Origin of the sequence: Pseudarthrobacter sp. PvP090, assembly GCF_040547365.1 — a bacterium.
GTDB lineage: Bacteria > Actinomycetota > Actinomycetes > Actinomycetales > Micrococcaceae > Arthrobacter.
In genome coordinates this window covers 54,002-77,067 of sequence record NZ_JBEPPO010000017.1, presented here as the reverse complement: position 1 = coordinate 77,067, position 23,066 = coordinate 54,002, and the positions used below count along the sequence as shown (strand labels likewise).

At 68.5% G+C, this 23,066-nt stretch carries 21 protein-coding genes; 17 read left to right on the top strand and 4 right to left on the bottom strand.

The features are described from left to right. Position 1 precedes the first annotated feature (1 nt). Positions 2-484, top strand: coding sequence for a hypothetical protein (locus tag ABIC21_RS18025; RefSeq protein WP_354351746.1), 483 nt, complete (start codon positions 2-4; stop codon positions 482-484). 12 nt (positions 485-496) lie between these two features. On the opposite strand, the gene ABIC21_RS18020 is transcribed toward ABIC21_RS18025, so the two are convergent. After that, the gene (locus ABIC21_RS18020) at positions 497-1,777 is read right to left on the bottom strand and encodes a heparan-alpha-glucosaminide N-acetyltransferase domain-containing protein (RefSeq protein WP_354351745.1); all 1,281 of its coding nucleotides are present in this window, start codon (positions 1,775-1,777) and stop codon (positions 497-499) included. Positions 1,778-1,873: 96 nt separating this feature from the next. Here ABIC21_RS18020 and ABIC21_RS18015 point away from each other — a divergent pair, with 96 nt between their 5' ends. The 8 genes from ABIC21_RS18015 to ABIC21_RS17980 all read left to right on the top strand — a co-directional run bounded on the left by ABIC21_RS18015 (position 1,874) and on the right by ABIC21_RS17980 (position 10,894). After that, positions 1,874-2,332, top strand: coding sequence for a hypothetical protein (locus ABIC21_RS18015; RefSeq protein WP_354351744.1), 459 nt, complete (start codon positions 1,874-1,876; stop codon positions 2,330-2,332). Positions 2,333-2,405: 73 nt separating this feature from the next. Continuing rightward, complete coding sequence (locus tag ABIC21_RS18010; RefSeq protein WP_354351743.1) at positions 2,406-3,254, top strand: carbon-nitrogen hydrolase family protein; 849 nt, start codon at positions 2,406-2,408, stop codon at positions 3,252-3,254. A gap of 78 nt (positions 3,255-3,332) precedes the next feature. Continuing rightward, on the top strand, positions 3,333-4,241 hold the full coding sequence (dapA, locus tag ABIC21_RS18005) for a 4-hydroxy-tetrahydrodipicolinate synthase (RefSeq protein WP_354351742.1): 909 nt from the start codon (positions 3,333-3,335) through the stop codon (positions 4,239-4,241). A 60-nt stretch (positions 4,242-4,301) separates the two neighbouring features. Further along, positions 4,302-5,993 (top strand): ribonuclease J, encoded by a 1,692-nt coding sequence (locus ABIC21_RS18000; protein ID WP_354351741.1) that lies wholly within the window; start codon positions 4,302-4,304, stop codon positions 5,991-5,993. Between the two features lie 184 nt (positions 5,994-6,177). After that, positions 6,178-9,141 (top strand): FtsK/SpoIIIE family DNA translocase, encoded by a 2,964-nt coding sequence (locus tag ABIC21_RS17995; RefSeq protein WP_354351740.1) that lies wholly within the window; start codon positions 6,178-6,180, stop codon positions 9,139-9,141. A 9-nt stretch (positions 9,142-9,150) separates the two neighbouring features. Continuing rightward, on the top strand, positions 9,151-9,792 hold the full coding sequence (gene pgsA / locus ABIC21_RS17990) for a CDP-diacylglycerol--glycerol-3-phosphate 3-phosphatidyltransferase (protein WP_354351739.1): 642 nt from the start codon (positions 9,151-9,153) through the stop codon (positions 9,790-9,792). After that, positions 9,789-10,301: a CinA family protein gene (locus ABIC21_RS17985; protein ID WP_354351738.1), complete on the top strand. Its 513-nt coding sequence runs from the start codon at positions 9,789-9,791 to the stop codon at positions 10,299-10,301. The genes pgsA and ABIC21_RS17985 overlap by 4 nt, the downstream gene beginning before the upstream one ends. A 140-nt stretch (positions 10,302-10,441) precedes the next feature. Further along, complete coding sequence (locus ABIC21_RS17980; RefSeq protein WP_354351737.1) at positions 10,442-10,894, top strand: helix-turn-helix domain-containing protein; 453 nt, start codon at positions 10,442-10,444, stop codon at positions 10,892-10,894. Between the two features lie 144 nt (positions 10,895-11,038). Here the strand turns inward: ABIC21_RS17980 and ABIC21_RS17975 are convergent, their stop codons facing one another. Then, positions 11,039-11,548, bottom strand: a complete 510-nt coding sequence (locus ABIC21_RS17975; RefSeq protein ID WP_354351736.1) for a MarR family winged helix-turn-helix transcriptional regulator — start codon at positions 11,546-11,548, stop codon at positions 11,039-11,041. Positions 11,549-11,592: 44 nt separating this feature from the next. On the opposite strand from ABIC21_RS17975, the gene ABIC21_RS17970 reads away from it, so the two are divergent. The 6 genes from ABIC21_RS17970 to dapF all read left to right on the top strand — a co-directional run bounded on the left by ABIC21_RS17970 (position 11,593) and on the right by dapF (position 17,476). Then, positions 11,593-11,811 carry a DUF3046 domain-containing protein gene (locus ABIC21_RS17970; protein WP_160666697.1) on the top strand — a complete coding sequence of 73 codons (219 nt, stop codon included), beginning with the start codon at positions 11,593-11,595 and terminating at the stop codon, positions 11,809-11,811. Between the two features lie 315 nt (positions 11,812-12,126). Continuing rightward, positions 12,127-13,179, top strand: coding sequence for a recombinase RecA (recA, locus tag ABIC21_RS17965; protein WP_224049150.1), 1,053 nt, complete (start codon positions 12,127-12,129; stop codon positions 13,177-13,179). Between the two features lie 160 nt (positions 13,180-13,339). Further along, the gene (locus ABIC21_RS17960) at positions 13,340-13,825 is read left to right on the top strand and encodes a regulatory protein RecX (RefSeq protein WP_354351763.1); all 486 of its coding nucleotides are present in this window, start codon (positions 13,340-13,342) and stop codon (positions 13,823-13,825) included. 39 nt (positions 13,826-13,864) lie between these two features. Next, complete coding sequence (gene miaB / locus ABIC21_RS17955) at positions 13,865-15,439, top strand: tRNA (N6-isopentenyl adenosine(37)-C2)-methylthiotransferase MiaB (RefSeq protein ID WP_354351735.1); 1,575 nt, start codon at positions 13,865-13,867, stop codon at positions 15,437-15,439. A 114-nt stretch (positions 15,440-15,553) separates the two neighbouring features. Beyond that, positions 15,554-16,447: a tRNA (adenosine(37)-N6)-dimethylallyltransferase MiaA gene (miaA, locus tag ABIC21_RS17950; RefSeq protein WP_354351762.1), complete on the top strand. Its 894-nt coding sequence runs from the start codon at positions 15,554-15,556 to the stop codon at positions 16,445-16,447. A 72-nt stretch (positions 16,448-16,519) separates the two neighbouring features. Beyond that, the gene (dapF, locus tag ABIC21_RS17945; protein WP_354351734.1) at positions 16,520-17,476 is read left to right on the top strand and encodes a diaminopimelate epimerase; all 957 of its coding nucleotides are present in this window, start codon (positions 16,520-16,522) and stop codon (positions 17,474-17,476) included. Here dapF and ABIC21_RS17940 read toward each other — a convergent pair. Further along, complete coding sequence (locus ABIC21_RS17940) at positions 17,457-18,071, bottom strand: class I SAM-dependent methyltransferase (RefSeq protein ID WP_354351733.1); 615 nt, start codon at positions 18,069-18,071, stop codon at positions 17,457-17,459. The genes dapF and ABIC21_RS17940 overlap by 20 nt on opposite strands. A gap of 459 nt (positions 18,072-18,530) precedes the next feature. On the opposite strand from ABIC21_RS17940, the gene hflX reads away from it, so the two are divergent. Both hflX and ABIC21_RS17930 read left to right on the top strand, forming a co-directional pair. Then, positions 18,531-20,099: a GTPase HflX gene (gene hflX, locus ABIC21_RS17935; RefSeq protein ID WP_354351732.1), complete on the top strand. Its 1,569-nt coding sequence runs from the start codon at positions 18,531-18,533 to the stop codon at positions 20,097-20,099. Beyond that, complete coding sequence (locus ABIC21_RS17930; protein ID WP_354351731.1) at positions 20,092-22,185, top strand: ATP-dependent DNA helicase; 2,094 nt, start codon at positions 20,092-20,094, stop codon at positions 22,183-22,185. Before hflX ends, ABIC21_RS17930 begins: the two co-directional genes overlap by 8 nt. Before the next feature lie 91 nt (positions 22,186-22,276). Here the strand turns inward: ABIC21_RS17930 and lexA are convergent, their stop codons facing one another. Continuing rightward, positions 22,277-23,026 carry a transcriptional repressor LexA gene (gene lexA, locus ABIC21_RS17925; protein ID WP_354351730.1) on the bottom strand — a complete coding sequence of 250 codons (750 nt, stop codon included), beginning with the start codon at positions 23,024-23,026 and terminating at the stop codon, positions 22,277-22,279. Between the last annotated feature and the right edge of the window lie 40 nt (positions 23,027-23,066).

Sequence of the window (23,066 nt, the reverse complement as noted above, 5' to 3'; positions counted from 1 at the left end):
CGTGGCCAACGTCCTGACTGCGTTCAAAGCCAACCGCACCAAGATCTGGGTCGGCGCCGTCACCCTCCTGCTGGTCTTCTACCTCGTGGTGTCCTTCCAGCGCGCGGTCCTGCTGATGACGGACGCCAACCCGGTGGCCAAGGCCATTGGCGTGGCGTATCTGCTCCTGCCGGTGATCGGGGCGTGGGCACTCGTCCGCGAGCTGCTCTTCGGCGCCCGCACCGAACGGCTGGCGAAAATCCTCGAAGCCGAGGGCGGCCTGCCGGTGGACAACCTGCCGCGCACCCCCGCGGGGCGGATCATCCGCGAAGCCGCGGACCTGGAATTCGAGAAGTACCGGGCCGAGACGGAAGCCGCGCCGGAGGACTGGCGCTCCTGGTTCCGGCTCAGCTGCGCCTACGACGCCGCGGGCGACCGCAAGCGGGCGCGCGCCTCGATGCGCGACGCCGTCCGGCTCTACCGCACGGGAACCCGCCAGGCCTGAGCCGCGGGGAATCTACCGGACGCGGGCCGGCTGGTAGCGGCCGAGCTGGTTGGCGGCGTGCGCAACCCATTCCAGCGGCCCCCGCCACGACAGGGCAGCGAACATTCCGCCCAGCACCAGGATCGCCACGGCCTGCACCCAGTAGACGCCCTCGACCGTCCACCCGGACGGCAGCGGCTGGCCGTACAGCGAGGCCATCACGCACAGGTGGGCCGTGTAGAAGCTCAGGGTCATGGCGCCGGCACCGCGCAGCGGGAGCAGCACGTCCAGCCCGGTCCGCTGGACCAGCCGGCCCAGCAGCAGGAAGGCGCCGACGACGGCGGCCGCCACCCCCGAGGTGTGCAGCAGATCCAGCGTGGTGCCCGAATGCGGGGCACTGGAGGCGAGCCACCAGGCGGAACCGGTCTGGTCCACGCCGGCCAGGTTGACCTGCAGGAGGCTCTCCAGCGGATACGAGGGATTGAGCAGGGACGCCTGCAGCGCCGCCCGGCCGCCCCAGTCCTCCATCATCACGACACTGAACCACTTCGCCAGGACGGCCACCGCGGCTCCCACCGCCAGCAGCAGCACCGGAACGGCGGCGGTCGTGAGGGCCAGCCGGCCGATAGCGAGGCCGATCAGCAGATAGGCAATCCACTGCAGGACCGGGTAGTAGCCGGTCAGGAACAGGTCCCCGAGGAGCACCGCGGGCGTGGACAGATCCTCCCACGTGGGGTTGTGGCCCAGCTGCAGCGGCGGTTCGGCGGTGAGGAGCCAGGGCCGCAGCAGGAAGGCGAGCGCCGGGCTCACCAGCACCCAGCCGGCGGCCAGGACCAGCAGGTGTTTGACGTCCAGGCCGAGGAACGGCAGCACGCACAGGAACAAGACGGCGTAGTGGACCAGGATGATCGCGATATTCACTTCGAGTCCGCCTAGGGACAGCCCGACGGCGCCGACCACCAGCGCCCGGAGCGCAATTCCCCGACGGGCCGCCCACAGCTGCGGTCCCTGGAGCGGCTGCTGTTTTCCGGTAGACAGTGCCAGTCCGACTCCGGCGAGGACGGCGAACAAAGCCGAGGAGCGTCCGGAAAAAACGAGCCCCACCCACGTGGGGGTGAGCTGGGCATTGGACTCAAAGGTGGGGAACACATGGGTGGCCATCATGCCCAGAAGGGCCAGCCCGCGGGCCGCGTCTATGCCTGAGAGCCGGGCACCAGGGCTGCCGGTGTTGCCGGCTGCGGCTTTGCCTCCGGCTTTGCCTGCGGCCCTGCCCCGGGCGGCCCTAGCTGAGGAGGCTGTTCCGCGCGGGGTCATGCCTCGATCGTCTCATATCCGCCTGTGACGCAGCCTGCCTGGGCTGTGGGCCGCCCAAGCCTTGTATTCGAATATATATTCGAATAACATGGGTCCATGAACAACACGCCAGAGCCCGTCTTCCCCGCATCCGGGACGCGCCGGTCCAGCCGGCCGGAGCAGCGCCTGCCGGACGCGGGGTCCGGTGTCCTCAAGGCGATGAGCCCCGGCGTCGTCGACTTCCTCTTCCGGCAGCTGGTGGCCGGCGCAGCCGCCGAGGACGTCCAGTGGCAGCGCGAAGGCACCGTCCTGTCCGCACAGGCCCCGGGGGCGGAACTGGCCCGCCGGCTCGCCGAGACCGACCTCGAATCCCTGACCCCCACCGAGCTATTCCACTATGTGCGGGCCGCCCAGCGGCTCGCGGCCTGGGCCGAGTCCTTGCGCGAAGCCGCGGTGGGCCGCTACTGCACGGCCCCGCCCGGCGGTGATGCCCCGCCCGGCGGTGATGCCCTGCCCGGCGGTGATGCCCTGCCCGGGGGTCATGTCCCGCCCGGCGGTGATGCCCCGGCGCCCTGACGCAGCGGACGCAGCCTGCCCTGCTGCCCTGCTGCCCTGCCCCTGGGCGGGGCGCGGTGCCTAGGATGGCAGGGTGACCACCGCGCTGACCCTCTCCGCCATCCAGTACACGGCCCTCGACGGCGGCATTCCCGCCAATGTTGCCGAACACATCCGGCTTATTGAAGACGCCGATGACCACGGTGCCCGGCTGGTGGTGTTCCCCGAGCTTTCTCTGACCGGCTATGACCTCACGGGGCTGTCGGACCCGGCGCGGTGGGTGACCGCCGCGGACCCTCGGCTGGACGGCCTGCGCGAAATCTGCCGGCGGACCGGGATCACCGCGGTCGTCGGCGCCCCATTCCGGGAAGCGGACGGCACGCCACGGCTGGCCTCGCTCGCCCTGCACCCCAACGGTGCACTGGATGCCGGCTTCAAGGTGTGGCTCCACGGCCCGGAGCAGCAGTACTTCCGCGCCGGAGACCATCCGGTCATCCTGGACCTGGACGGCTGGAAGATCGCCCTGGCCATCTGCCTGGACACCGCCCGTCCGGTCCACGCCGGCGAGGCGGCGGAGGCCGGCGCCGACATTTATGCCGTCTCGGCCCTGTACTCCGCCGGCGAGGACCACCGCCTGGCCCTGCACCTGGGCGCGCGGGCCATGGACAACCGGATGTTCAGCGTGCTCGCCAACCTCGGCGGCACCACCGAATCCGGTCCCTCGGCCGGCGGAAGCGGATTCTGGGGTCCGGACGGACGGGTGATCCGGCAGGCGGCCGGCACGGAGACCGAAGTGCTGACCGCGACCCTGCATTACAGCGCCCTGGAACGCTTTGCCCAGGAACGCTCTGCCCAGGAACGCTCTGCCCTTGACCGCTTTGCCCTGGACCGCTCTGCCCGCAATCCCACCGGCCCGGCGACCGGCGGGCCGGCTTCCGGATGAGGCGCCGGGGCCGCGTTTGATCTTCATCACGTCGCCGTCATTGTCACATCACACCGGGGACAGGGTAACGTTTTTCATATGGCTGACTCTGATACTCGCTCTTACACGTTCGGAACCCTCGTGACCGCCATGGTCACGCCTTTCACTTCCGACGGTGAGGTCGACTACCAGCAGAACGCCGAGCTGGCCAGCAAGCTCGTCGACGACGGCAACGACGCCCTCGTTATTTCCGGCACCACGGGGGAGACCTCCACGCTCGAAGACGACGAAAAAGAAAAGCTATTCCGGGTCATCGTGGAGGCCGTGGGAGACCGGGCCAAGGTGATCGCCGGTACCGGCACCAACCACACGTCGCACTCGGTCGAAATGGCCAAGCGCGCCGCCAAGGCCGGAGCCCACGGCCAGCTGATCGTCACCCCGTATTACAACAAGCCGAGCCAGGCCGGCATCCAGGCCCACATCGAAGCCGTCGCTGACGCGGCAGACCTTCCCGTGATGGTCTACGACATCCCCGGCCGTTCCTGCGTACCGATCCTGCCCGAAACGATGATCCGGCTCGCGGACCACCCGAACATTGTGGCTCTCAAGGATGCCAAGGCCGACTTTGCCGCACTCACCCAGGTCCTCGCGAACACGGACCTGGACGTCTACTCCGGCGACGACGGGCTGACCCTGCCATGGATGGCAGCGGGCGCCGTCGGGCTCGTCAGCGTCTCCGCGCACGTCGCGACGCGGCAGTTCCGCGCCCTGATCGATGCCGCACTTGCGGGCGACTTCGCCACCGCCCGCACCATACATTTCGAACTGGACCCTGTGGTCCGTGCAGTGATGACCCATATTCAGGGTGCTGTTGCTGCGAAGCAAGTTCTTAAGTGGCAGGGAGTCCTGCCCAACTCGGTTGTCCGTTTGCCCCTCGTGGAGCCGGACGAAGCTGAGATCGAAACCATCCGCGAGGACTTGGCGGAAGCCGGAATGGTCTTTTCCTGATCAGGTGTTCTTTCTGATCAGTAAAGACCAGGCCGGTCACCGCCTGGAAAGTAGTGCATTATGACCCAAACCGCCCTTCCCGGCCTTGTCACGCCGCCGAAACTGCTCAAGGACACCCTGCGGATCGTTCCGCTCGGTGGCCTGGGGGAGATCGGCCGCAACATGACCGTCTTCGAAATCGACGGCAAGCTGCTCATTGTCGACTGCGGCGTCCTCTTCCCGGAGGAAACCCAGCCCGGCGTGGACCTGATCCTGCCCGATTTCTCCTACATCGAGAACCGCCTCGATGACATCGTCGCCGTCGTCCTGACCCACGGCCATGAGGACCACATCGGAGCCGTCCCGTACCTGCTGCGCCTGCGCGCCGACATCCCCCTGGTGGGCTCCCGGCTGACGCTGGCCCTCATCGAGGCAAAGCTGCTGGAACACCGAATCAAGCCGGTCACCCAGACCGTCATCGAGGGACAGGTCCAGAAGTTCGGTCCGTTCGAATGCGAATTCGTCGCCGTCAACCACTCGATCCCTGACGCCCTCGCCGTGTTCCTGCGCACCTCCGGCGGCACTGTGCTGCACACCGGCGACTTCAAGATGGACCAGCTGCCGCTCGACGGCCGCATCACCGACCTCCGCCACTTCGCCAAGCTGGGCGAGGAAGGCGTGGACCTGTTCATGTCGGACTCCACGAACGCCGACGTGCCGGGCTTCACCACCGCCGAGAAGGAAATCGGACCCACCCTGGACCGGCTCTTCGGCCAGGCCTCCAAGCGCCTGATCGTCGCGTCCTTCTCCTCGCACGTGCACCGCGTCCAGCAGGTCCTCGACGCAGCCGCCAACCACAACCGCAAGGTCGCCTTCGTCGGCCGCTCGATGGTCCGCAACATGGCCATTGCCGAGAAGCTCGGCTACCTCGACGTGCCCCCGGGCATCCTGGTCGACATCAAGAACATCGACAACCTGCCGGACAACCGCGTGGTGCTGATGTCCACGGGTTCGCAGGGCGAGCCGATGGCAGCCCTGTCCCGCATGGCCAACGGCGACCACCGCGTCGTCGTCGGCCAGGGCGACACCGTCATCCTCGCGTCCAGCCTCATCCCGGGCAACGAGAACGCCGTGTTCCGCATCATCAACGGCCTGCTCAAGCTCGGCGCCGACGTCATCCACAAGGGCAACGCCAAGGTGCACGTCTCCGGCCACGCTGCCGCCGGCGAGCTGCTGTACTGCTACAACATCCTGGAGCCGCTCAACGCGATGCCGGTGCACGGTGAAACGCGCCACCTGATCGCCAACGGCAAGATCGCCCTGGACTCCGGCGTCCCCGAGGAAAGCATCCTCCTCGCGGACAACGGCACCGTCATCGACCTGCGGGACCACCAGGCGGACATCGTCGGCCAGGTCGAGGTCGGCTTCGTCTACGTCGACGGCTCCAGCGTTGGCGAAGTTACGGAAGCGGACCTGAAGGACCGCCAGACGCTCGGTGATGAAGGCTTCATCTCCATCATCACGGTGATCCACCGTGCCACCGGCAAGGTCGTCTCCGGTCCCGAGATCCACGCCCGCGGCGTGGCCGAGGACGACTCCGTCTTTGACGAGATCATCCCCAAGATCAACGCAGCCCTGGAAGAAGCCGTGCTCAACCGCACGGACCACACCACGCACCAGCTGCAGCAGGTCGTCCGCCGCGTTGTCGGCACCTGGGTCAACCGCAAGCTCCGCCGCAAGCCCCTGATCATCCCGGTGGTCCTGGAGGCCTAAACTCTGCCGGGCCAAGGGAGGCCCAGGCGCTTCCTTCGCACCATGACGGCCTTTCCGGCCTGCCGCAGGCTCCTGCTTGCGGCGGACCGGGAGGGCCGTTTTTGCGCGCCCGGCCGGCAACATGATCCCCGCGGAGGCCCGGAAATCCGCGGTTTTCGGCCCGGAGTCGGGTACCGTAGCGGGTATGGCGACACGTACTTCCTCCGCGCCTAGAGGAAACCCCCGCGGTAAATCAGGCAGCTCTTCGGCTCGGGGCTCCGGCCCGGCTGCGTCCAAAACCAGCAAACCCACCGGAACCACAGGTACGGCGCGCACCCGCCAGCTGGCCGCCGTCGAACCCCGACAGCCCTGGCTGGTCCGGGTTGTGGCCGGTGCCTGGCTGGGCGTTGCCCACGTCGTCGGGGCGGGAATCCGCCGGATCGGCTACGACGTCAGCGACCTCGCCCCCGGGGACCGCCGCGACGGCGCAGCCCTGTTCAATCTCGCACTCGGGGTCTTCGTCGCCACCTTCGCCTGGTGGGGCTTCCAGGGCTGGTTCCCGGACATGGTCTACGGAATCGTCAACGGCACCTTCGGCTGGATGTCGCTGCTGCTGCCGCTCATGCTGTTCGTCTGCGCCTTCCGGCTGTTCCGCCAGCCCGTCGACGGCCGCGGCAACAACCGGATCGGCATCGGCTTCCTGATCATGACCTTCGCCGGCACCGGCCTGGCCCATGTCATCGGCGGGGAACCGACCGTCGCTGAAGGATTCGACGGACTGCGCCAGGCCGGCGGCATGCTCGGCTACCTCGCCGCCGCCCCGCTCGCCGCCCTCCACCCCGCCGTCCCGCTGGCCGTCTACGGACTGCTCGCCTTCACCTCGCTGCTGATCGTCACCGCCACACCGTTCGGCGCCATCCCCGGCCGGCTGCGTGGCGCCTACGAGCACCTTATGGGCATCGACCTCCAGGACCAGGAGACCGACGGCGACGGCCATGACCGCAGCTACCTCTACGAGAACGACACCCCGGCCCCGGCCAGGAAGAAGCGCCGCCGCCTCTTCGGCAAGGACCAGGGCGAAGACGCCGGACTCGAAGGCTACGTCGGCGACGAGGCCTTCGAACGGGCGCTCATTGCCGACGAGGAGGCCGAAGCCGCCCGGGTGGCCGGTGGCGCCAAAACCGGCTCCGAGCGGGACTCCAAATCCGTCGCGCCCGGCGTGCGCCGGCCCACGCAGGCCGAGATCGCCGTCGAGAAGATCAAGGCCGCCCAGGGCCTGGGGACTGCTGCCGGCAGCGCCGCCGGGCCGGGGGAGAACGCCACCGAGGCGATCCCGCTGGTCACCCCGGGCATGGTCGCCGCCGGTTCGCTGAACCCGGCAGCCCCCGCGCCGGGTGCTGCCGCCGTGGCCGCCGCCGCGAAGGTCCCCTCCAACCCCGTGGCCCCGGCGCCGTTGCCCACCCCGATTCCGCAGCGCACCGAACAGCTGTCGCTCGCCGGGGACGTCACCTACACGCTGCCGCCGTCGGACGTGCTGACCCCCGGTTCCATCCCCAAGGAGCGCACCGAAGCCAACGACGCGATCGTCGCTTCGCTGACCGAAACCCTGAACCAGTTCAACGTCGACGCCCAGGTCACCGGCTTCAGCCGCGGCCCCACGGTCACCCGCTACGAGATCGAACTCTCGCCGGGCACCAAGGTGGAGCGCGTCACCGCACTGTCCAAGAACATCTCCTACGCCGTCGCCAGCTCCGACGTGCGCATCCTGAGCCCCATCCCGGGCAAGTCGGCCATCGGCATCGAAATCCCCAACACGGACCGCGAGACCGTGTCCCTCGGCGATGTGCTCCGCAGCCAGAACGCGCGGCGCACCGACCACCCGATGGTCATGGGGGTCGGCAAGGACGTCGAGGGCGGCTACGTCGTCGCGAACCTCGCCAAGATGCCGCACCTGCTCGTCGCAGGAGCCACCGGCGCCGGCAAGTCCTCGTTCGTGAATTCGATGATCACCTCCATCCTGATGCGCGCCACGCCCGACGAGGTCCGCATGGTCATGGTGGACCCCAAGCGCGTGGAACTCACCGCCTACGAGGGTGTCCCGCACCTCATCACCCCGATCATCACCAACCCCAAGAAGGCCGCCGAGGCCCTGCAGTGGGTGGTCCGCGAGATGGACGCCCGCTACGACGACCTCGCCAACTACGGCTTCAAGCACATCGACGACTTCAACAAGGCCGTCCGTGCCGGCAAGGTCCATCCGCCCGAGGGGTCCAAACGGGTCATCCGGCCGTACCCCTACCTGCTCGTAATCGTCGACGAGCTCGCTGACCTGATGATGGTCGCCCCGCGCGACGTCGAGGACTCGATTGTCCGCATCACGCAGCTGGCCCGTGCCGCCGGCATCCACCTCGTGCTCGCCACCCAGCGGCCCTCCGTCGACGTCGTCACCGGCCTGATCAAGGCCAACGTGCCGTCCCGGATGGCGTTCGCCACGTCCTCGGTCACCGACTCCCGCGTGGTCCTGGACCAGCCGGGCGCCGAGAAGCTGATCGGCCAGGGCGACGCGCTCTTCCTGCCGATGGGCGCCTCGAAGGCCATGCGTGTCCAGGGCGCCTGGGTCACCGAATCCGAAATCCACAAGGTGGTCGAGCACGTCAAGGGCCAGCTCAAGGCCGTGTACCGCGACGACGTCGCCCCCGAGGCGCCCAAGAAGCAGATCGACGACGACATCGGCGACGACCTCGAGGTCCTGCTGCAGGCCACCGAGCTCGTGGTCACCACCCAGTTCGGGTCCACCTCGATGCTGCAGCGCAAACTGCGGGTCGGCTTCGCGAAGGCCGGACGGCTCATGGACCTGCTCGAGTCCCGCGGCGTGGTGGGCCCCTCCGAGGGCTCCAAGGCCCGCGACGTCCTGGTCAAACCCGACGACCTGGCCACGGTCCTCGCGGCCATGAAGGGCATGGAGGTGCCTGCCATCGCCGATTCGCAGACCGCGGCGCTGAGCGATAACGCCAACGCGAACGTCGCCCAGGGCGGCTACGCGGAGGACCTCGTCGCGGCCGACCTGGACCGGCGCACGCAGAATACCGAGTACTACGACGGCGCAGACGGCGGCTCCGGCGATGATGAGGACGGTTCCGAGGACGCCTGGTCGCTCACCGGACGGTAGCCTAGGAAGGTGACTAGCGCCGAAGCCAACAGCACCGGATCCGCGTCCCGGATCTGGAACCTGCCCAACATCCTGACGATGCTGCGGATTGTGATGGTGCCGTTTTTTGTCTGGTTCCTCCTGCTTGACGCACCGGGGCTGGTCGCCCAGAACGGCGTCTGGCGCTGGATCGCCGCGGCGACCTTCGCCGTCGCCATCTACACGGACAAGCTCGACGGCGACATCGCCCGCAGCCGCGGCCTGATCACCGACTTCGGCAAGATCGCCGACCCCATCGCGGACAAACTGCTGATCGGCTCGGCGCTCGTGATGCTCTCGCTGCTGGGGGAGCTGCCGTGGTGGGTCACCATACTGATCCTCGTCCGTGAATGGGGCGTCACCGCCCTGCGCTTCTTCGTCATCCGCTACGGCGTGATCCCGGCGTCGCGGGGCGGAAAGCTCAAGACCGTCATCCAGACCGTGGCCATCTTCCTGTACATCCTCCCGCTGTCCTCGATTGCGCCGTGGCTCGGCGTCGTGGCCTTCGCGGTCATGATGGTGGCCCTCGCCATCACGGTCTGGACCGGCGGCGAATACGTCATCGAGGCCCTCAAGCTGCGCGCCAGCGGCATCCGGGCCCAGCAACAGAAGATCCAAGAGGGCAAGCCATGACCACTCCCCACCGTCCGATCAACCTGCACCATCTGGCCGAAGAGGCCGTCGCCGGGGCGATCGGCCGCGGCCTGACCGTCGCCACGGCCGAATCCCTCACTGCGGGCATGGTCGCGGCCATGCTCGCCGACACGCCCGGCGCGTCCGGGATGCTCCAGGGCGGGGTGGTGTCCTACCAGAACTCGGTCAAGGCCGATGTCCTTGGTGTGCCCCGGGCCCTGCTGGACACCGTCGGTGCCGTCGACGGCCAGGTCGCCGAGGCCATGGCCGAAGGGGCGCGCAGGGTCTGCGGCGCCGACGTCGGCGTCTCCACCACCGGCGTCGCCGGCCCGGAGCCGCACGGCGGCAAGGACGTGGGCTCCGTCTACATCGGCGTCGCCACCGCGGACGGCTCGACGTCGTTCGGGTACAGCTTCGACGGCAACCGGCCGGAAATCCGGGGCCAGGCCTGCGCCGCGGCGCTGGAACGCCTGCTGGAGGCTCTGGCATCCGCAAGCTACCGGGCGTAAAGTTGCCGGGAACAAAAGTTGATTCCGAATAGTTGTTACATTGTGTCGCTTCCGAATATGGGAGGCGCCTAGGATGAAATCATCATCAGTGTCCGCTTTGACCAGCGGGCCCGACATATAGAGGGAGCAAGGCGATACAGATGGTAAAGCAGCCCGTATCCGTTAACGGCGTTGTCCGCTGGAAGGATGTGGGCCTCGCCGATCAGGCTAAGAGCGAACAGAAGGAGCGCAAGATGGTTGTACTTCGTCACGAAATCGGTGATGTACTGCGCGATGTCCGCCAACGCCAAGGCCGTACCCTCCGCGAAGTCTCGCACAGTGCCCGCGTTTCCCTGGGCTACCTGAGTGAAGTGGAACGCGGCCAGAAGGAAGCCTCCTCGGAGCTGCTCTCCTCGATCTGCTCGGCCCTCGATGTTCCGCTCTCCAGCATGCTCCGCGAAGTCAGCGACCGTGTCGCCGTCGCCGAGGGAGTTGCGGTTCCGGACACCGTCCCGCAGGAGTTTGCCCAGCGCTACGGCCGTGACCTGGACCGTGAGCTCAACTCCGACCTCAACGAGGAATTGGCCAAGGGCCTTCTCTCCGGGGCGCACTAGCCCCGACACCCACTACTCGACAAAGGACCCCGGCGGTGTGCCGGGGTCCTTTGCGTGCACTCTGGCTGCCAGCAAGGAGTTTGCCTGTCCGGCGTGTGCCTGGCCGGCGGCTTGTGCATGGCCGGCCGGCGCGGAACTGCGGGGCTACTGCGGTTCGTCCCGGGGGAAGCCGTCCCGCTCATAGGTGGCGTTGAGCTTGGCGATGTAGCGGGACAGGGTCTGCAGTTCCTCCAGCGGCCACTCGCCAAGCCGCTCGCGGAAGACCTCGCGGCGGGCATCCTGCACCTCGTGCATCCGCTCCTCGCCCGTGGGCGTCAGGCGGATGATCTGCGCGCGGCCGTCCAGCGGGTCGGCTTCCTTGGAGACCAGGCCGAGGCGTTCCAGGAAGGCGATCTGCCGGCTGACCGATGGCTTCCCGACGCCGATGCTGGAGGCCAGCTCGGTCAGCCGCATGGCGCCCGCTTTACGGATCACTGAGAGCAGGCCGTAGGCCGCCGGTTCCATGTCCGGGTGAACCTGGCGGGAGAGATGGTGGGAGATCGAGCGGGCGCGCCGCCAGAGCAGGCTCAGCTGGTGCTCGACGGCGGTCAGCGCCGTTTCGGTGGAATCGTCAGCGCCGCCGGGGATTCCAGGGCCAACGGCTGAGTTGCTCATGGCAACCATTCTAGAGTCCTCCCGTGCCGTGAGAGACTCAAGGAGTGCGAATCAGTGACTTTTGGCGGCTCATGGACGACGAATTCGGGGCAGGGTATTCCCGGGTCCTCAGCAGCTCCCTGGTCCTGGCGGGAGTCGGCGGCCGGACGGCCGACCAGGCCCTGGGTGCGGGCGTACCGCCCCGGCAGGTGTGGCTGGCGCTGTGCGAGGTCCAGGATGTCCCGCCCGAGCGGCGGCTGGGCCGCGACGTCAAACCCCGCTGACCCCCGGTTCCGGCGGCCCGGCAGAGGCGCCGGCAGGCGGCGTTCCACTGCCGTGCCGGGAGTCCGGGCCTGACACGCCGCACCGATTGTTCGAATGTCTGTTCGGGTAGGACTATGCTTTTTTTAGAGCTTTTCCACATACCAGGGGCAAGCGGGCAACTCTGTCGGTGGTTGCCAGTAGCTTCAGTAATGACCGAAAAACCGATCACGACCACTGTTCAGGAAACCTGTTCAGAAACACTGATCACAACAACCGATCACGACACAGGGCCGGAACGGCCACTCCACAGCGAGAAAGTATTAGAGGTGTGAACCATGGCCGCAGCCCCGGATCGCCAGAAAGCGCTTGACGCAGCGCTGGCCCAGATTGACAAGCAGTTCGGCAAGGGCTCAGTCATGCGCCTGGGCGACGAAGTCCGCGCGCCCATCGAGGTCATTCCGACCGGTTCCATCGCACTGGATGTCGCGCTGGGAATTGGCGGCCTGCCGCGCGGCCGTGTCGTGGAAATCTACGGTCCGGAATCCTCCGGTAAAACCACGGTGGCGCTCCACGCGGTCGCCAACGCCCAGCGCCTCGGCGGCATCGCCGCTTTCATCGACGCCGAACACGCCCTCGATCCCGAATACGCCGCCAAGCTGGGCGTCGACACGGACGCCCTGCTGGTCTCCCAGCCGGACACCGGCGAGCAGGCCCTGGAAATCATGGACATGCTCATCGGTTCGGGCTCCCTTGACGTCATCGTCATCGACTCCGTGGCCGCCCTCGTTCCCCGTGCGGAAATCGAAGGCGACATGGGCGACAGCCACGTGGGCCTGCAGGCCCGCCTGATGAGCCAGGCGCTGCGTAAGATCACCGGCCGCCTGAGCCAGACCAAGACCACGGCCATCTTCATCAACCAGCTGCGCGAAAAGATCGGCGTCTTCTTCGGTTCCCCGGAGACCACCACTGGTGGCAAGGCCCTGAAGTTCTATGCCTCGATCCGCATCGACGTCCGCCGGATCCAGACCCTCAAGGAGGGCGCGGACTCGGTCGGCAACCGCACCAAGGCCAAGATCGTCAAGAACAAGATGGCTCCGCCCTTCAAGATCGCCGAGTTCGACATCATTTACGGGCAGGGCATCTCGCGTGAAGGCGGCATCATCGACATGGGTGTCGAGCATGGCTTGATCAAGAAGTCCGGCTCGTGGTTCACGTACGACGGTGACCAGCTGGGCCAGGGCATGGAGAACTCCCGCCGGTTCCTGCGCGACAACCCGGAGCTCGCCGCCGAGCTGGAACGCCTCATCAAGGAGAAGCTCGGCGTCGGAGTGAAGGCCCCCGCCGAGACCGAAGCGTCACCGAAGCTGAAGGCCGTTGACGGCTTCTAACGGCCGACGGCGCCAAGGGGCAGGATTCCCATCCCGGACTCCTGCCCCCGGCTTTGCCGCCGGGGACCCGCCCGGGGGCGGGGCGCGCCGCACGGGTGCCCCCGTCGAACAAGACCGTGACCCGGACCGTGATGCGGATCCCGCGGCTGTTGCCCGTGCCATCGTCCTGCGGCAGCTGACGAACTCGCCCAAGAGCCGGCTGCAGCTCGCCCGCAAACTGGCCGAGCGCAACGTCCCGGACGACGTCGCCGAGGCCGTGCTGGACCGTTTCGAGGAAGTTAAGCTCGTTGACGACGCCGACTTTGCCGACATGTGGGTGCGGTCCCGTTCGCAGAGCCGCAAGCTCGCCAAAGGCGCGCTCCGGCGGGAACTCGCCGAAAAGGGCATCGACACGGACACCGCGGCCGCCGCCCTGGAACAGCTCAGCGACGAGGACGAGGAATCCGCGGCCCGCGAACTGGTCCAGCGGAAGCTCCGGGGCGTGACCGGGTTCGAGGACCGCGCCGAGCGCGACAAAACCACGCGGCGGCTCGCGTCCATGCTCGCCCGCAAGGGGTATCAGCCGTCCCAGGCCTTCCGGATCGTCGGCGAAGTCCTCGACGACGCCGTGAACGGTGCGGACGCAGGGCCACCCGCTGATTTCTGAGGACACCCCGGCGCCGTGGCGACCCGGTACCCTTAACAGGTGAGTTTGACCATTCCCTCCCCAGCAGCCGGCACCACCCCTTCCACGGACGCCCTGTCCACCCCGGGCGCCGAGGCACAGCCCTCGACCCCGCCGCCCCGCACCTACCAGGTGCGGACCTTCGGCTGCCAGATGAACGTGCACGACTCCGAGCGGATGTCCGGGATGCTCGAGGCCGCCGGCTACGTCCCCGCCGCCGGGGAGCTGGCCGACGTCGTGGTCTTCAACACCTGTGCGGTGCGGGAAAACGCCGACAACAAGCTTTACGGCAACCTGGGCATCCTGGCGCCGGTGAAGGCAGCCAACCCGGGAATGCAGATCGCCGTCGGGGGCTGCCTGGCGCAGAAGGACCGCGACACCATCCTGAAGAAGGCGCCGTGGGTGGACGCCGTCTTCGGCACCCACAACGTCGGCGCCCTGCCGGCCCTGCTGGAACGGGCCCGCCACAACAACGAGGCGCAGCTGGAAATCCTCGAATCCCTCGACGTGTTCCCTTCCACGCTGCCGACCAAGCGGGACTCGGTCTATTCCGGCTGGGTGTCCATCTCCGTGGGTTGCAACAACACCTGCACCTTCTGCATCGTCCCGGCCCTGCGCGGCAAGGAAAAGGACCGCCGCCCCGGCGACATTCTGGCCGAGATCGAGGCCCTCGTCGCCGACGGTGCGATCGAAGTCACCCTGCTGGGCCAGAACGTGAACTCCTACGGTGTTGAATTCGGCGACCGGCAGGCCTTCTCCAAACTGCTCCGCGCCTGCGGGGACATCCCCGGCCTGGAACGCGTCCGGTTCACGAGCCCGCACCCCGCGGCCTTCACCGACGACGTCATTGACGCCATGGCCGAGACCCCCAACGTCATGCCGCAGCTGCACATGCCCCTGCAGTCCGGCTCGGACAAGGTCCTCAAGGACATGAAGCGGTCGTACCGCTCGACCAAGTTCCTCGGCATCCTGGACAAGGTCCGCGAGAAGATCCCGCACGCCGCCATCTCGACTGACATCATCGTCGGGTTCCCCGGTGAAACCGAGGAGGACTTCCAGGCCACGCTCGACGTCGTGGAGAAGTCCCGCTTCGCGACCGCCTTCACCTTCCAGTACTCCAAACGGCCGGGCACCCCCGCCGCCGAGCTCCCGGACCAGCTCCCCAAGGCCGTGGTGCAGGAACGCTTCGAACGCCTCACCGCCCTGCAGGACAGGATCGCCGCCGAGGAAAACGCCCGCCAGCTCGGCCGGCGCGTGGAGGTCATGGTGACGGCCCAGTCCGGGCGCAAGGCCGGGGAAACCCACCGGCTCTCCGGGCGGTCCCAGGACCAGCGCCTGGTCCACTTCTCCGTGCCGGCCGGCGCCGAGACGCCCCGCCCCGGCGACCTCGTCACCGTGACCATCACCGAGGCCGCGGCGTTCCACCTCGTGGCCGACCCTGCATCGGCGGACGACTACAGCCTCCGCCGCTCCCGGGCAGGCGACGCCTGGGACAGGTCCCAGGCCGACTCCTGCGGCGCACCCGTTCCGGGATCCGCCGCCGGCACCACGGGAGTGTCCCTGGGCATGCCCGCCCTTCCCGTCCGCGGCCGCTAGCCCGTGGCGGATCCGCAGGACGCCCCGGCGGGCGAGGCCCAGGCCGCGGACGCCAGCGCAGCCCGGAACCGTGCTCCCCATGACGCCGTAGCCCATGACGGTGCAGTACCGGCGCTGCCGGTCATCGCCGTCGTCGGGCCGACCGGCTCCGGCAAGTCCGACCTCGCCGTCTCGCTGGCACTGGCGCTCGACGGCGAGGTCATCAACGCCGACTCCATGCAGTTCTACCGCGGCATGGACATCGGCACCGCCAAGATCACCGAGGCCGAACGAAGGGGAGTGCCGCACCACCTCCTGGACATCCTGGACGTCACCGAGGAAGCCAGCGTCTCGGACTTCCAGCATCAGGCCCGTGCGCTCATCGCCGACATCCACGCCCGCGGCAAACGCGCCATCCTGGCCGGAGGCTCCGGGCTGTACGTCCGCGCCGCCCTGGACGTGCTGGAGTTTCCGGGCACGGATCCGGCCATCCGGCACCGGCTCGAGGCGGAACTGGAAACCGGCGGAGCGGCGCCGCTGCGGGCCCGGCTGGAAAGCGTGGACCCGGTCTCCGCCGGCCGGCTCGGCGACGCGCGCCGGATTATCCGCGCGCTCGAGGTGTTTGAGCTGACCGGACGGCCCTTCAGCTCGTTCATGCCCACCCGCGAGTACGTCCAGCCCGCGGTGCAGATCGGGCTCGAAGTGGACCGGGAACAGCTCCGGGAACGGCTCGCCCGCCGGGTCCACACCATGGTGGACGGCGGGCTGCTCGAGGAGGTCCGGACGCTCGACGCCGCCGGGCTCCGGCTCGGGCGGACGGCACCGCGCGCCCTCGGCTACGCGCAGTTCCTCAAGGTCCTCGACGGCGAATCCGACGCGGCGCAGGCCGCGGAGGAGACCATCGTCGCCACGCGGCAGTTCGCCCGCCGCCAGCTGACCTGGTTCCGTGCCGACCCCCGGATCCACTGGCTCGGCTGGCAGGACCCGGACCTCGTGGCCAAGGCAGCCGCCCTCTGCCTCGCCGGCTGACAGTCCCGCGTCCGGCGGGGGAGTGCCGGGGCGGTTTGCCGGCGGCCCGAACCGGAACGGTAACCTTGGATCATGGACGAAACCCTGGCCGTGGCCGCTGACCGCAACTCCACCGGTGACACTGCCGCCCTGAGCGGGCTCAAATTTTCCAAAGGCCACGGCACGGGGAACGACTTTGTGCTCCTGGCCGACCCCAACGGCACCCTTTCGGTGACGCCGGAGCAGGTCGCGGCGCTCTGTGACCGGCACCGTGGAATCGGCGGCGACGGGCTGATCCGCGCCGTCCCGTCCCGGCTGCTCGCCGAGGGCCAGGAGCTGCTGACGGAGCACCCGGACGCCGAATGGTTCATGGACTACCGCAACGGCGACGGCTCGCTCTCCGAGATGTGCGGCAACGGCGTCCGCGTCTTTGTCCACTTTCTGATCGCCGAGGGCCTCGTCGAGCTGCCCGCCGGTGAGTCACTGACCATTGGTACCCGGGGCGGCGCCAAAACGATCGTCCGTACCGCCGCCGGGTACGCCGTCGACATGGGCCCCTGGGAGTTCATCTTCCCGGGCGAGGCCACCGCGCGGGCCATGGATTCGCTGGTCAGCGCCACGGGACTCGAAGTCGCACGGCCCGCCCTGTCCGTCAGCATGGGGAACCCGCATACCGTCGTAGCGCTGGCCGAACTGGCCGAGCTGGAAGCCACGCAGCTGTTCACCGCACCCCACGTGGACCCCACGCCGCCCCGCGGCACCAACGTCGAGTTCGTGGTCCCGTCCGAGCCGCTGGTCCACGACGGCGTCGGAACCATCACCATGCGCGTTCATGAGCGGGGCGTGGGGGAAACGCAGTCCTGCGGCACCGGCGCCTGCGCGGCCGCCGTCGCAATCCGCCACTGGGCAGGCCAGGGCGCCCCGGACGTGTGGAACGTCCACGTCCCGGGCGGCGTCGTCGGAGTGAAGTTCTTCCTCGGGGCGGAGGGCCACGAGCACGTCGAGCTCAGCGGCCCCGCGGTGATCGTCGCTAGTGGGACGCTTTCCTGACCCGAAGGATCCGGAACGACTTCGAGGTGCTCTCGCGGGTCACCGTGAAGCTGCTGTCCAGCTCGGCGGCAAGCCAGCGCTGGAGGGAATCCGAGCCCAGGTTCTTCTGCACCACCAGCCACGCGGAGCCGCCCGGCGCCAGCCGCGGCAGCCACAGCAGCAGGAGGGCATGCAGCTCGTCCTTGCCGATCCGGATGGGCGGGTTGGACCAGATCGTGTCGAAGCGGAGCCCTGGGTCGACGGCGTCGGGCGTGCTGGCCGTGACATTGCCCAGCCCCAGCAGCGCGGCGTTTTCGTTGGTCAGGGTCACGCACCGTTCGTTGACGTCCACGGCGTAGACCCGGGCGTGCGGTGCCCGCAGGGCCATGGTCAGCGCGATCGGACCCCAGCCGCAGCCGATATCCAGCAGCGTTCCCTGCGGGGCCGGGGCGGGAGCCTCGGCAAGCAGTATGGCCGTGCCCTTGTCGATGCCGTCCGGGCTGAAGATGCCCGAGGACGTCTGCAGGTGCCGGGTCTCACCGGCAAGCTTCACGGTCAGGGGCTTGCGGGTGAACGGCCCGGCCGGCTGGGCGCTGAAATAGTGTGCAGACTCCATAACTGCCCAGATTAGTTGGCCCCCGGCCCGGAGGCGAAACCGCGGCGGGGGACCGGAGGCAGCCTGACCGTCTGCTAGTCTTAAATACATGTTCTTGAACTTCAAGTAGCCGGCACGGGTTAAATCCCGTCCCCGCAGCGACGCAGGTAGTTACCTTCCGCTCAGTGCGCCACCGCGATGACCCTGAAAAGGTCCCGCCGCTGGCGCCCGATCCACTTGGAGTCCGGCAGTGCTCATGGAGCCCTGCCGAGCGGACGGTCCCTCCCTCCTCAAGGCCAATCCACGCCGGTTCCCACCCCCTTCCCACTGCTCCCTCGCGGAGCCCACCCTGCCCCGGCACCGCTGCCGCGGGCATTCCAGGAGCCCCGTATGGCGAATAGTCGTCAGCCCAGCGCGAATACCGCCCCAGACAGCACCGATCGGCACTATTCTGAAACTGCCGAACCTCTAAAGGAGACCATGACCAGCCAGCCCAACACCGGACCCGATTCAGCAGCCCAGGACATGAGTCCTGCCGAAATCCAGGCTGTCATCGACCGGATCCTCTCCAAGGACACCCCTGCCCGGAAGGCAGCCCCGGCTGCCGGCGAGCCCACCTCGGTGCTCGGCAAGGCGCAGGCGATCTCCCGGCAGGACGAGGAACACAGCAACTACGACGGCGACCAGCAGGACCTCGAGGAACGGCACGCCCTGCGCCGTACCGCCGGGCTGTCCACGGAACTCGAAGACGTCACCGAAGTCGAATACCGGCAGCTGCGCCTCGAGCGCGTCGTTCTGGCCGGCCTCTGGACCGAAGGCACCCTCGCCGACGCCGAAAACTCGCTCCGCGAACTCGCCGCCCTCGCCGAGACCGCCGGCTCGGAGGTCCTCGACGGGATCGTGCAGCGCCGCGCCAAGCCCGACCCCGGCACCTTCCTCGGCTCCGGCAAGGCCCAGGAGCTCAAGGACATCGTGATGTCCACCGGCGCCGACACCGTCGTCGTCGACGCCGAGCTGGCACCGTCCCAGCGCCGCAGCCTGGAAGACATCGTCAAGGTCAAGGTCATCGACCGCACGGCCCTGATCCTGGACATCTTCGCCCAGCACGCCAAGAGCCGCGAGGGCAAGGCCCAGGTGGAACTGGCCCAGCTCGAATACCTGCTCCCGCGCCTGCGCGGCTGGGGTGACTCGATGTCCCGCCAGGCCGGTGGCCAGGTGGGCGGTGCCGGCGCCGGCATGGGTTCGCGCGGTCCCGGTGAAACCAAGATCGAACTGGACCGCCGCCGGATCCGCACCCGGATGGCCAAGCTGCGGCGTGAAATCGCCGCGATGAAGCCGGCCCGGGAGACCAAACGCGCCAACCGCCGTCGCAACTCCGTGCCGTCAGTGGCGATCGCCGGATACACCAACGCCGGCAAGTCCTCGCTGCTGAACCGGCTGACCGACGCCGGCGTGCTGGTGGAGAACGCCCTGTTCGCCACCCTGGACCCGACGGTCCGCAAGGCCGAAACCTCGGACGGGCTGGGCTACACCCTGGCCGATACCGTGGGCTTCGTCCGGTCGCTCCCCACCCAGCTCGTGGAGGCGTTCCGCTCCACCCTGGAGGAAGTCGCCGACGCGGACCTGATCCTGCACGTCGTGGACGTCTCCCACCCGGATCCGGAAGGCCAGATCGCCGCCGTCCGCAAGGTGTTCAGCGAAGTCGACGCCCGCAAGGTGCCCGAAATCATCGTCCTGAACAAGGCCGACGCCGCGGATCCCTTCGTGATCGAACGGCTCAAGCAGCGCGAGCCGCGCCACGTGGTGGTGTCGGCACGCACCGGCGAGGGCATCCCGGAACTGCTCAAGGCCATCAGCGAAGGCATCCCGCGGCCCAGCGTGAAGCTCGAACTGATGATCCCGTACAACCGCGGGGACCTGCTCAGCAAGCTGCACGCGACCGACGCCGAGATCCTCAGCCTCGACCACGAGGGAGCGGGCACCCGCGCCGTTGTGATGGTGCGCGAGGGATTCGCGGCTGAACTGGATTCGTTCATCAGCAATGACTGAGGCCGCCGGGACCGAACCCGCCGGAGAACGGCCGGCAGGAACACGCGGCCCGGCCGGCGGGGAGTTCGTCATCGAACTCCTCGACCGCGCCGTGTCCGGCATGGGCGGCCAGAGCCGCGACGGCCAGCACGAGATGGCCCGGCAGGTGGCGCGCGCAATTGACAGCGGAGACCACCTGCTGGTCCAGGCCGGCACCGGAACGGGCAAGTCCCTTGCCTACCTGATCCCGCTGATCGCCCACTCGCTCGTCAGCGACAAGCCCACCCTGGTCTCCACCGCCACGCTGGCCCTGCAGACCCAGATCGTCGGCCGGGACCTGCCCCGGCTGCTGAAGACCATCACCCCGGCGCTGGAGCGGCCCGTTAAGGTCGCCCTCGTCAAGGGCCGCTCCAACTACGTGTGCCGCCACAAGCTCGACGGCGGATTCCCCTCCGAAGAGCCCTCCGAAGGCCAGCTCTTCTCGCTCGGCGAGGACACGTCCGTCCCGCATTTCGCGGCGGCAATGGGCGGCCCGTCGTCCCAGCTCGGCAAGGAAGTCGTCCGGCTGCGGGAATGGGCCGAGGACACCGTGACGGGGGACCGGGACGAGCTCCTGCCCGGCGTCACGGACCGTGCCTGGCGGCAGGTCTCCGTCACCTCCATGGAGTGCCTGGGCGCGCAGAAGTGCCCCCTCGCGGCCGAATGCTTCAGCGAACTGGCCCGGCAGAACGCCGCGGACGCCGACGTCGTGGTCACCAACCACGCCATGCTGGCCGTCAGCGCCTTCGAAGGCCTTGCGGTGCTGCCGGAATACGACGTTGTGGTGGTTGACGAGGCCCACGAGCTGCAGGACCGCGTGACCGGCGCCGTGTCCGGCCAGCTCTCCGTCGCGATGGTGCACGCCGCCGCGTCCGGGGCCCGGAAAAACACCGGCATCACCGTGGACGCGCTGAACAACGCCGCGTCCAACCTCGAACTTGCCATTGAAGGGGTCCCCAGCGGACTCATGCCCAACGGCCTGAACAGCGAACAACTGGACTGCGTGGACCAGCTCCGGGACGCCTGCCGTGCGGCACTCTCCGACTCCAAGGGGGACAGCGCCAACACGGCCGACGCCGGACGCCAGCTGGCGCGCTCCCGCCTCATGGTGATCCTGGAGCTCTGCGAACGGCTGCTCGCCGCCCGCGAAAACCGCGAGGTGGTCTGGTTTTCCCGCAACAGCACCTTCGACCCGCAGCAGGGCTACTCCCAGCCCGACGAGTCAGCGCCGGCCCTGATCAACATCGCGCCGCTCAGCGTCGCCGGACGGCTCCGCGAGGGCCTGTTCGCGGACCACACCGTCATCCTGACCTCGGCGACCCTGGCGATCGGGTCGGCCTTCGAACCGGCCGCCGGCGGACTGGGCCTGGTCGGCCCGGGCGCCCCGAGCTGGACCGGGGTCGACGTCGGCTCGCCCTTCGAATATCCGAAACAGGGCATCCTCTACGTTGCCAAGCACCTGCCCAAGCCCGGCCGCGGCACGTCCCCGGAGGCCCTCGACGAGCTCGAGAAGCTGATCCGGGCCTCCGGCGGCGGGGCCCTGTGCCTGTTCTCCTCCCGGCGCGCCGCCGAGGACGCCGCCGAGGCGCTGCGTCCGCGGCTGGACATGAGCATCCTTTGCCAGGGGGATTCGACCATGACGGCGCTGGTGAAACAGTTCGCCGACGAACCGGACACGTGCCTCTTCGGCACCATGTCGCTGTGGCAGGGCGTCGATGTGCCGGGAACGTCCTGCCGGCTCGTGGTGATCGACCGGATTCCGTTCCCGCGGCCCGACGACCCGCTGATGACGGCACGGTCCCGTGCGGTGGCCCAGGCCGGCGGCAACGGGTTCATGAGCGTTTCCGCGACCCACGCCGCCATCCGCCTGGCCCAGGGTGCCGGCCGCCTGATCCGCACGACGACGGACCGGGGAGTGGTGGCAGTGCTGGACTCACGGCTCTCCACCGAGCGCTACGGGGGATTCCTCCGCGCCGCACTGCCGCCGTTCTGGCCCACCACGGACCCCGCGGTAGCCCTCGCGGCACTGGAGCGGCTCGCAAAGGAATCCGGGCAGCCCGCCACGTAGTCCGGCGGGAACGTCCGGAGGATGCGCGAAGGGCCCCGTCCGATGCCGGCGGGGCCCTTTTCGCTGCTGTTGATGTACCGGCTGAGCGGTCCTAGAGGGAGCGCAGCACCGAGACGACTTTGCCCATGATGACGGCGTGATCGCCGAGGATGGGCTCGTACTGGGTGTTCTGCGGCAGCAGCCAGGTGTGGCCGTCGCGCTGGCGGAACGTCTTGACCGTCGCCTCGTCGTCCAGCAGCGCGGCGACGATGTCCCCGTTGACGGCGTCGCCCTGCCGGCGCACAACCACCCAGTCACCGTCGCAGATGGCCGCGTCGATCATCGAGTCACCCGCGACCTTGAGCATAAACAACTCGCCGTGGCCCACGAGCTGGCGGGGCAGGGGCATCACGTCCTCGACGACCTGGTCGGCCAGGATCGGCCCGCCGGCGGCGATGCGGCCCACCAGCGGCACCATGGCGGTGTCGGTGGCGCTGGCCAGTTCGGACACGGACAATCCGCCGACAGTGCGCAGGCCGCCGGACTTCCCGGTTCCTGGAATCTTCGCGGTTCCCTCGTCGAGGGTCAGCGGCATCAGCACTTCCATGGCGCGGGGGCGCTTGGGGTCGCGCCGCAGGTAGCCCAGTTTCTCCAGCTGTGAGAGCTGGTGGGTGACGCTGGAGAGGCTAGCCAGGCCGACGGTGTCGCCGATCTCGCGCATGGAGGGCGGATAGCCGTTGTCCGTCACCGAGCGCTGGATGGTTTCCAGGATCTTCTTTTGCCGGACGGTGAGGCTCTTGGGTGGCCGGGCCGCCTGCGGGCCCCGCTGGGTGGCCCTGCCGCCAGTGGCTTGTGCTGCCATGTTCGCCAACGCCTTTCCGTTCCGCCCGGCCGCCGTGGCT

Coding starts and splice junctions, on each gene's coding strand:
- ABIC21_RS18020 (WP_354351745.1), bottom strand. CDS start 1,777: ATGACCCCGCGCGGAACAGCCTCCTCAGCTAGGGCCGCCCGGGGCAGG.
- ABIC21_RS18015 (WP_354351744.1), top strand. CDS start 1,874: ATGAACAACACGCCAGAGCCCGTCTTCCCCGCATCCGGGACGCGCCGG.
- dapA (WP_354351742.1), top strand. CDS start 3,333: ATGGCTGACTCTGATACTCGCTCTTACACGTTCGGAACCCTCGTGACC.
- ABIC21_RS18000 (WP_354351741.1), top strand. CDS start 4,302: ATGACCCAAACCGCCCTTCCCGGCCTTGTCACGCCGCCGAAACTGCTC.
- ABIC21_RS17995 (WP_354351740.1), top strand. CDS start 6,178: ATGGCGACACGTACTTCCTCCGCGCCTAGAGGAAACCCCCGCGGTAAA.
- ABIC21_RS17985 (WP_354351738.1), top strand. CDS start 9,789: ATGACCACTCCCCACCGTCCGATCAACCTGCACCATCTGGCCGAAGAG.
- ABIC21_RS17980 (WP_354351737.1), top strand. CDS start 10,442: ATGGTAAAGCAGCCCGTATCCGTTAACGGCGTTGTCCGCTGGAAGGAT.
- ABIC21_RS17975 (WP_354351736.1), bottom strand. CDS start 11,548: ATGAGCAACTCAGCCGTTGGCCCTGGAATCCCCGGCGGCGCTGACGAT.
- recA (WP_224049150.1), top strand. CDS start 12,127: ATGGCCGCAGCCCCGGATCGCCAGAAAGCGCTTGACGCAGCGCTGGCC.
- dapF (WP_354351734.1), top strand. CDS start 16,520: ATGGACGAAACCCTGGCCGTGGCCGCTGACCGCAACTCCACCGGTGAC.
- ABIC21_RS17940 (WP_354351733.1), bottom strand. CDS start 18,071: ATGGAGTCTGCACACTATTTCAGCGCCCAGCCGGCCGGGCCGTTCACC.
- hflX (WP_354351732.1), top strand. CDS start 18,531: ATGACCAGCCAGCCCAACACCGGACCCGATTCAGCAGCCCAGGACATG.
- ABIC21_RS17930 (WP_354351731.1), top strand. CDS start 20,092: ATGACTGAGGCCGCCGGGACCGAACCCGCCGGAGAACGGCCGGCAGGA.
- lexA (WP_354351730.1), bottom strand. CDS start 23,026: ATGGCAGCACAAGCCACTGGCGGCAGGGCCACCCAGCGGGGCCCGCAG.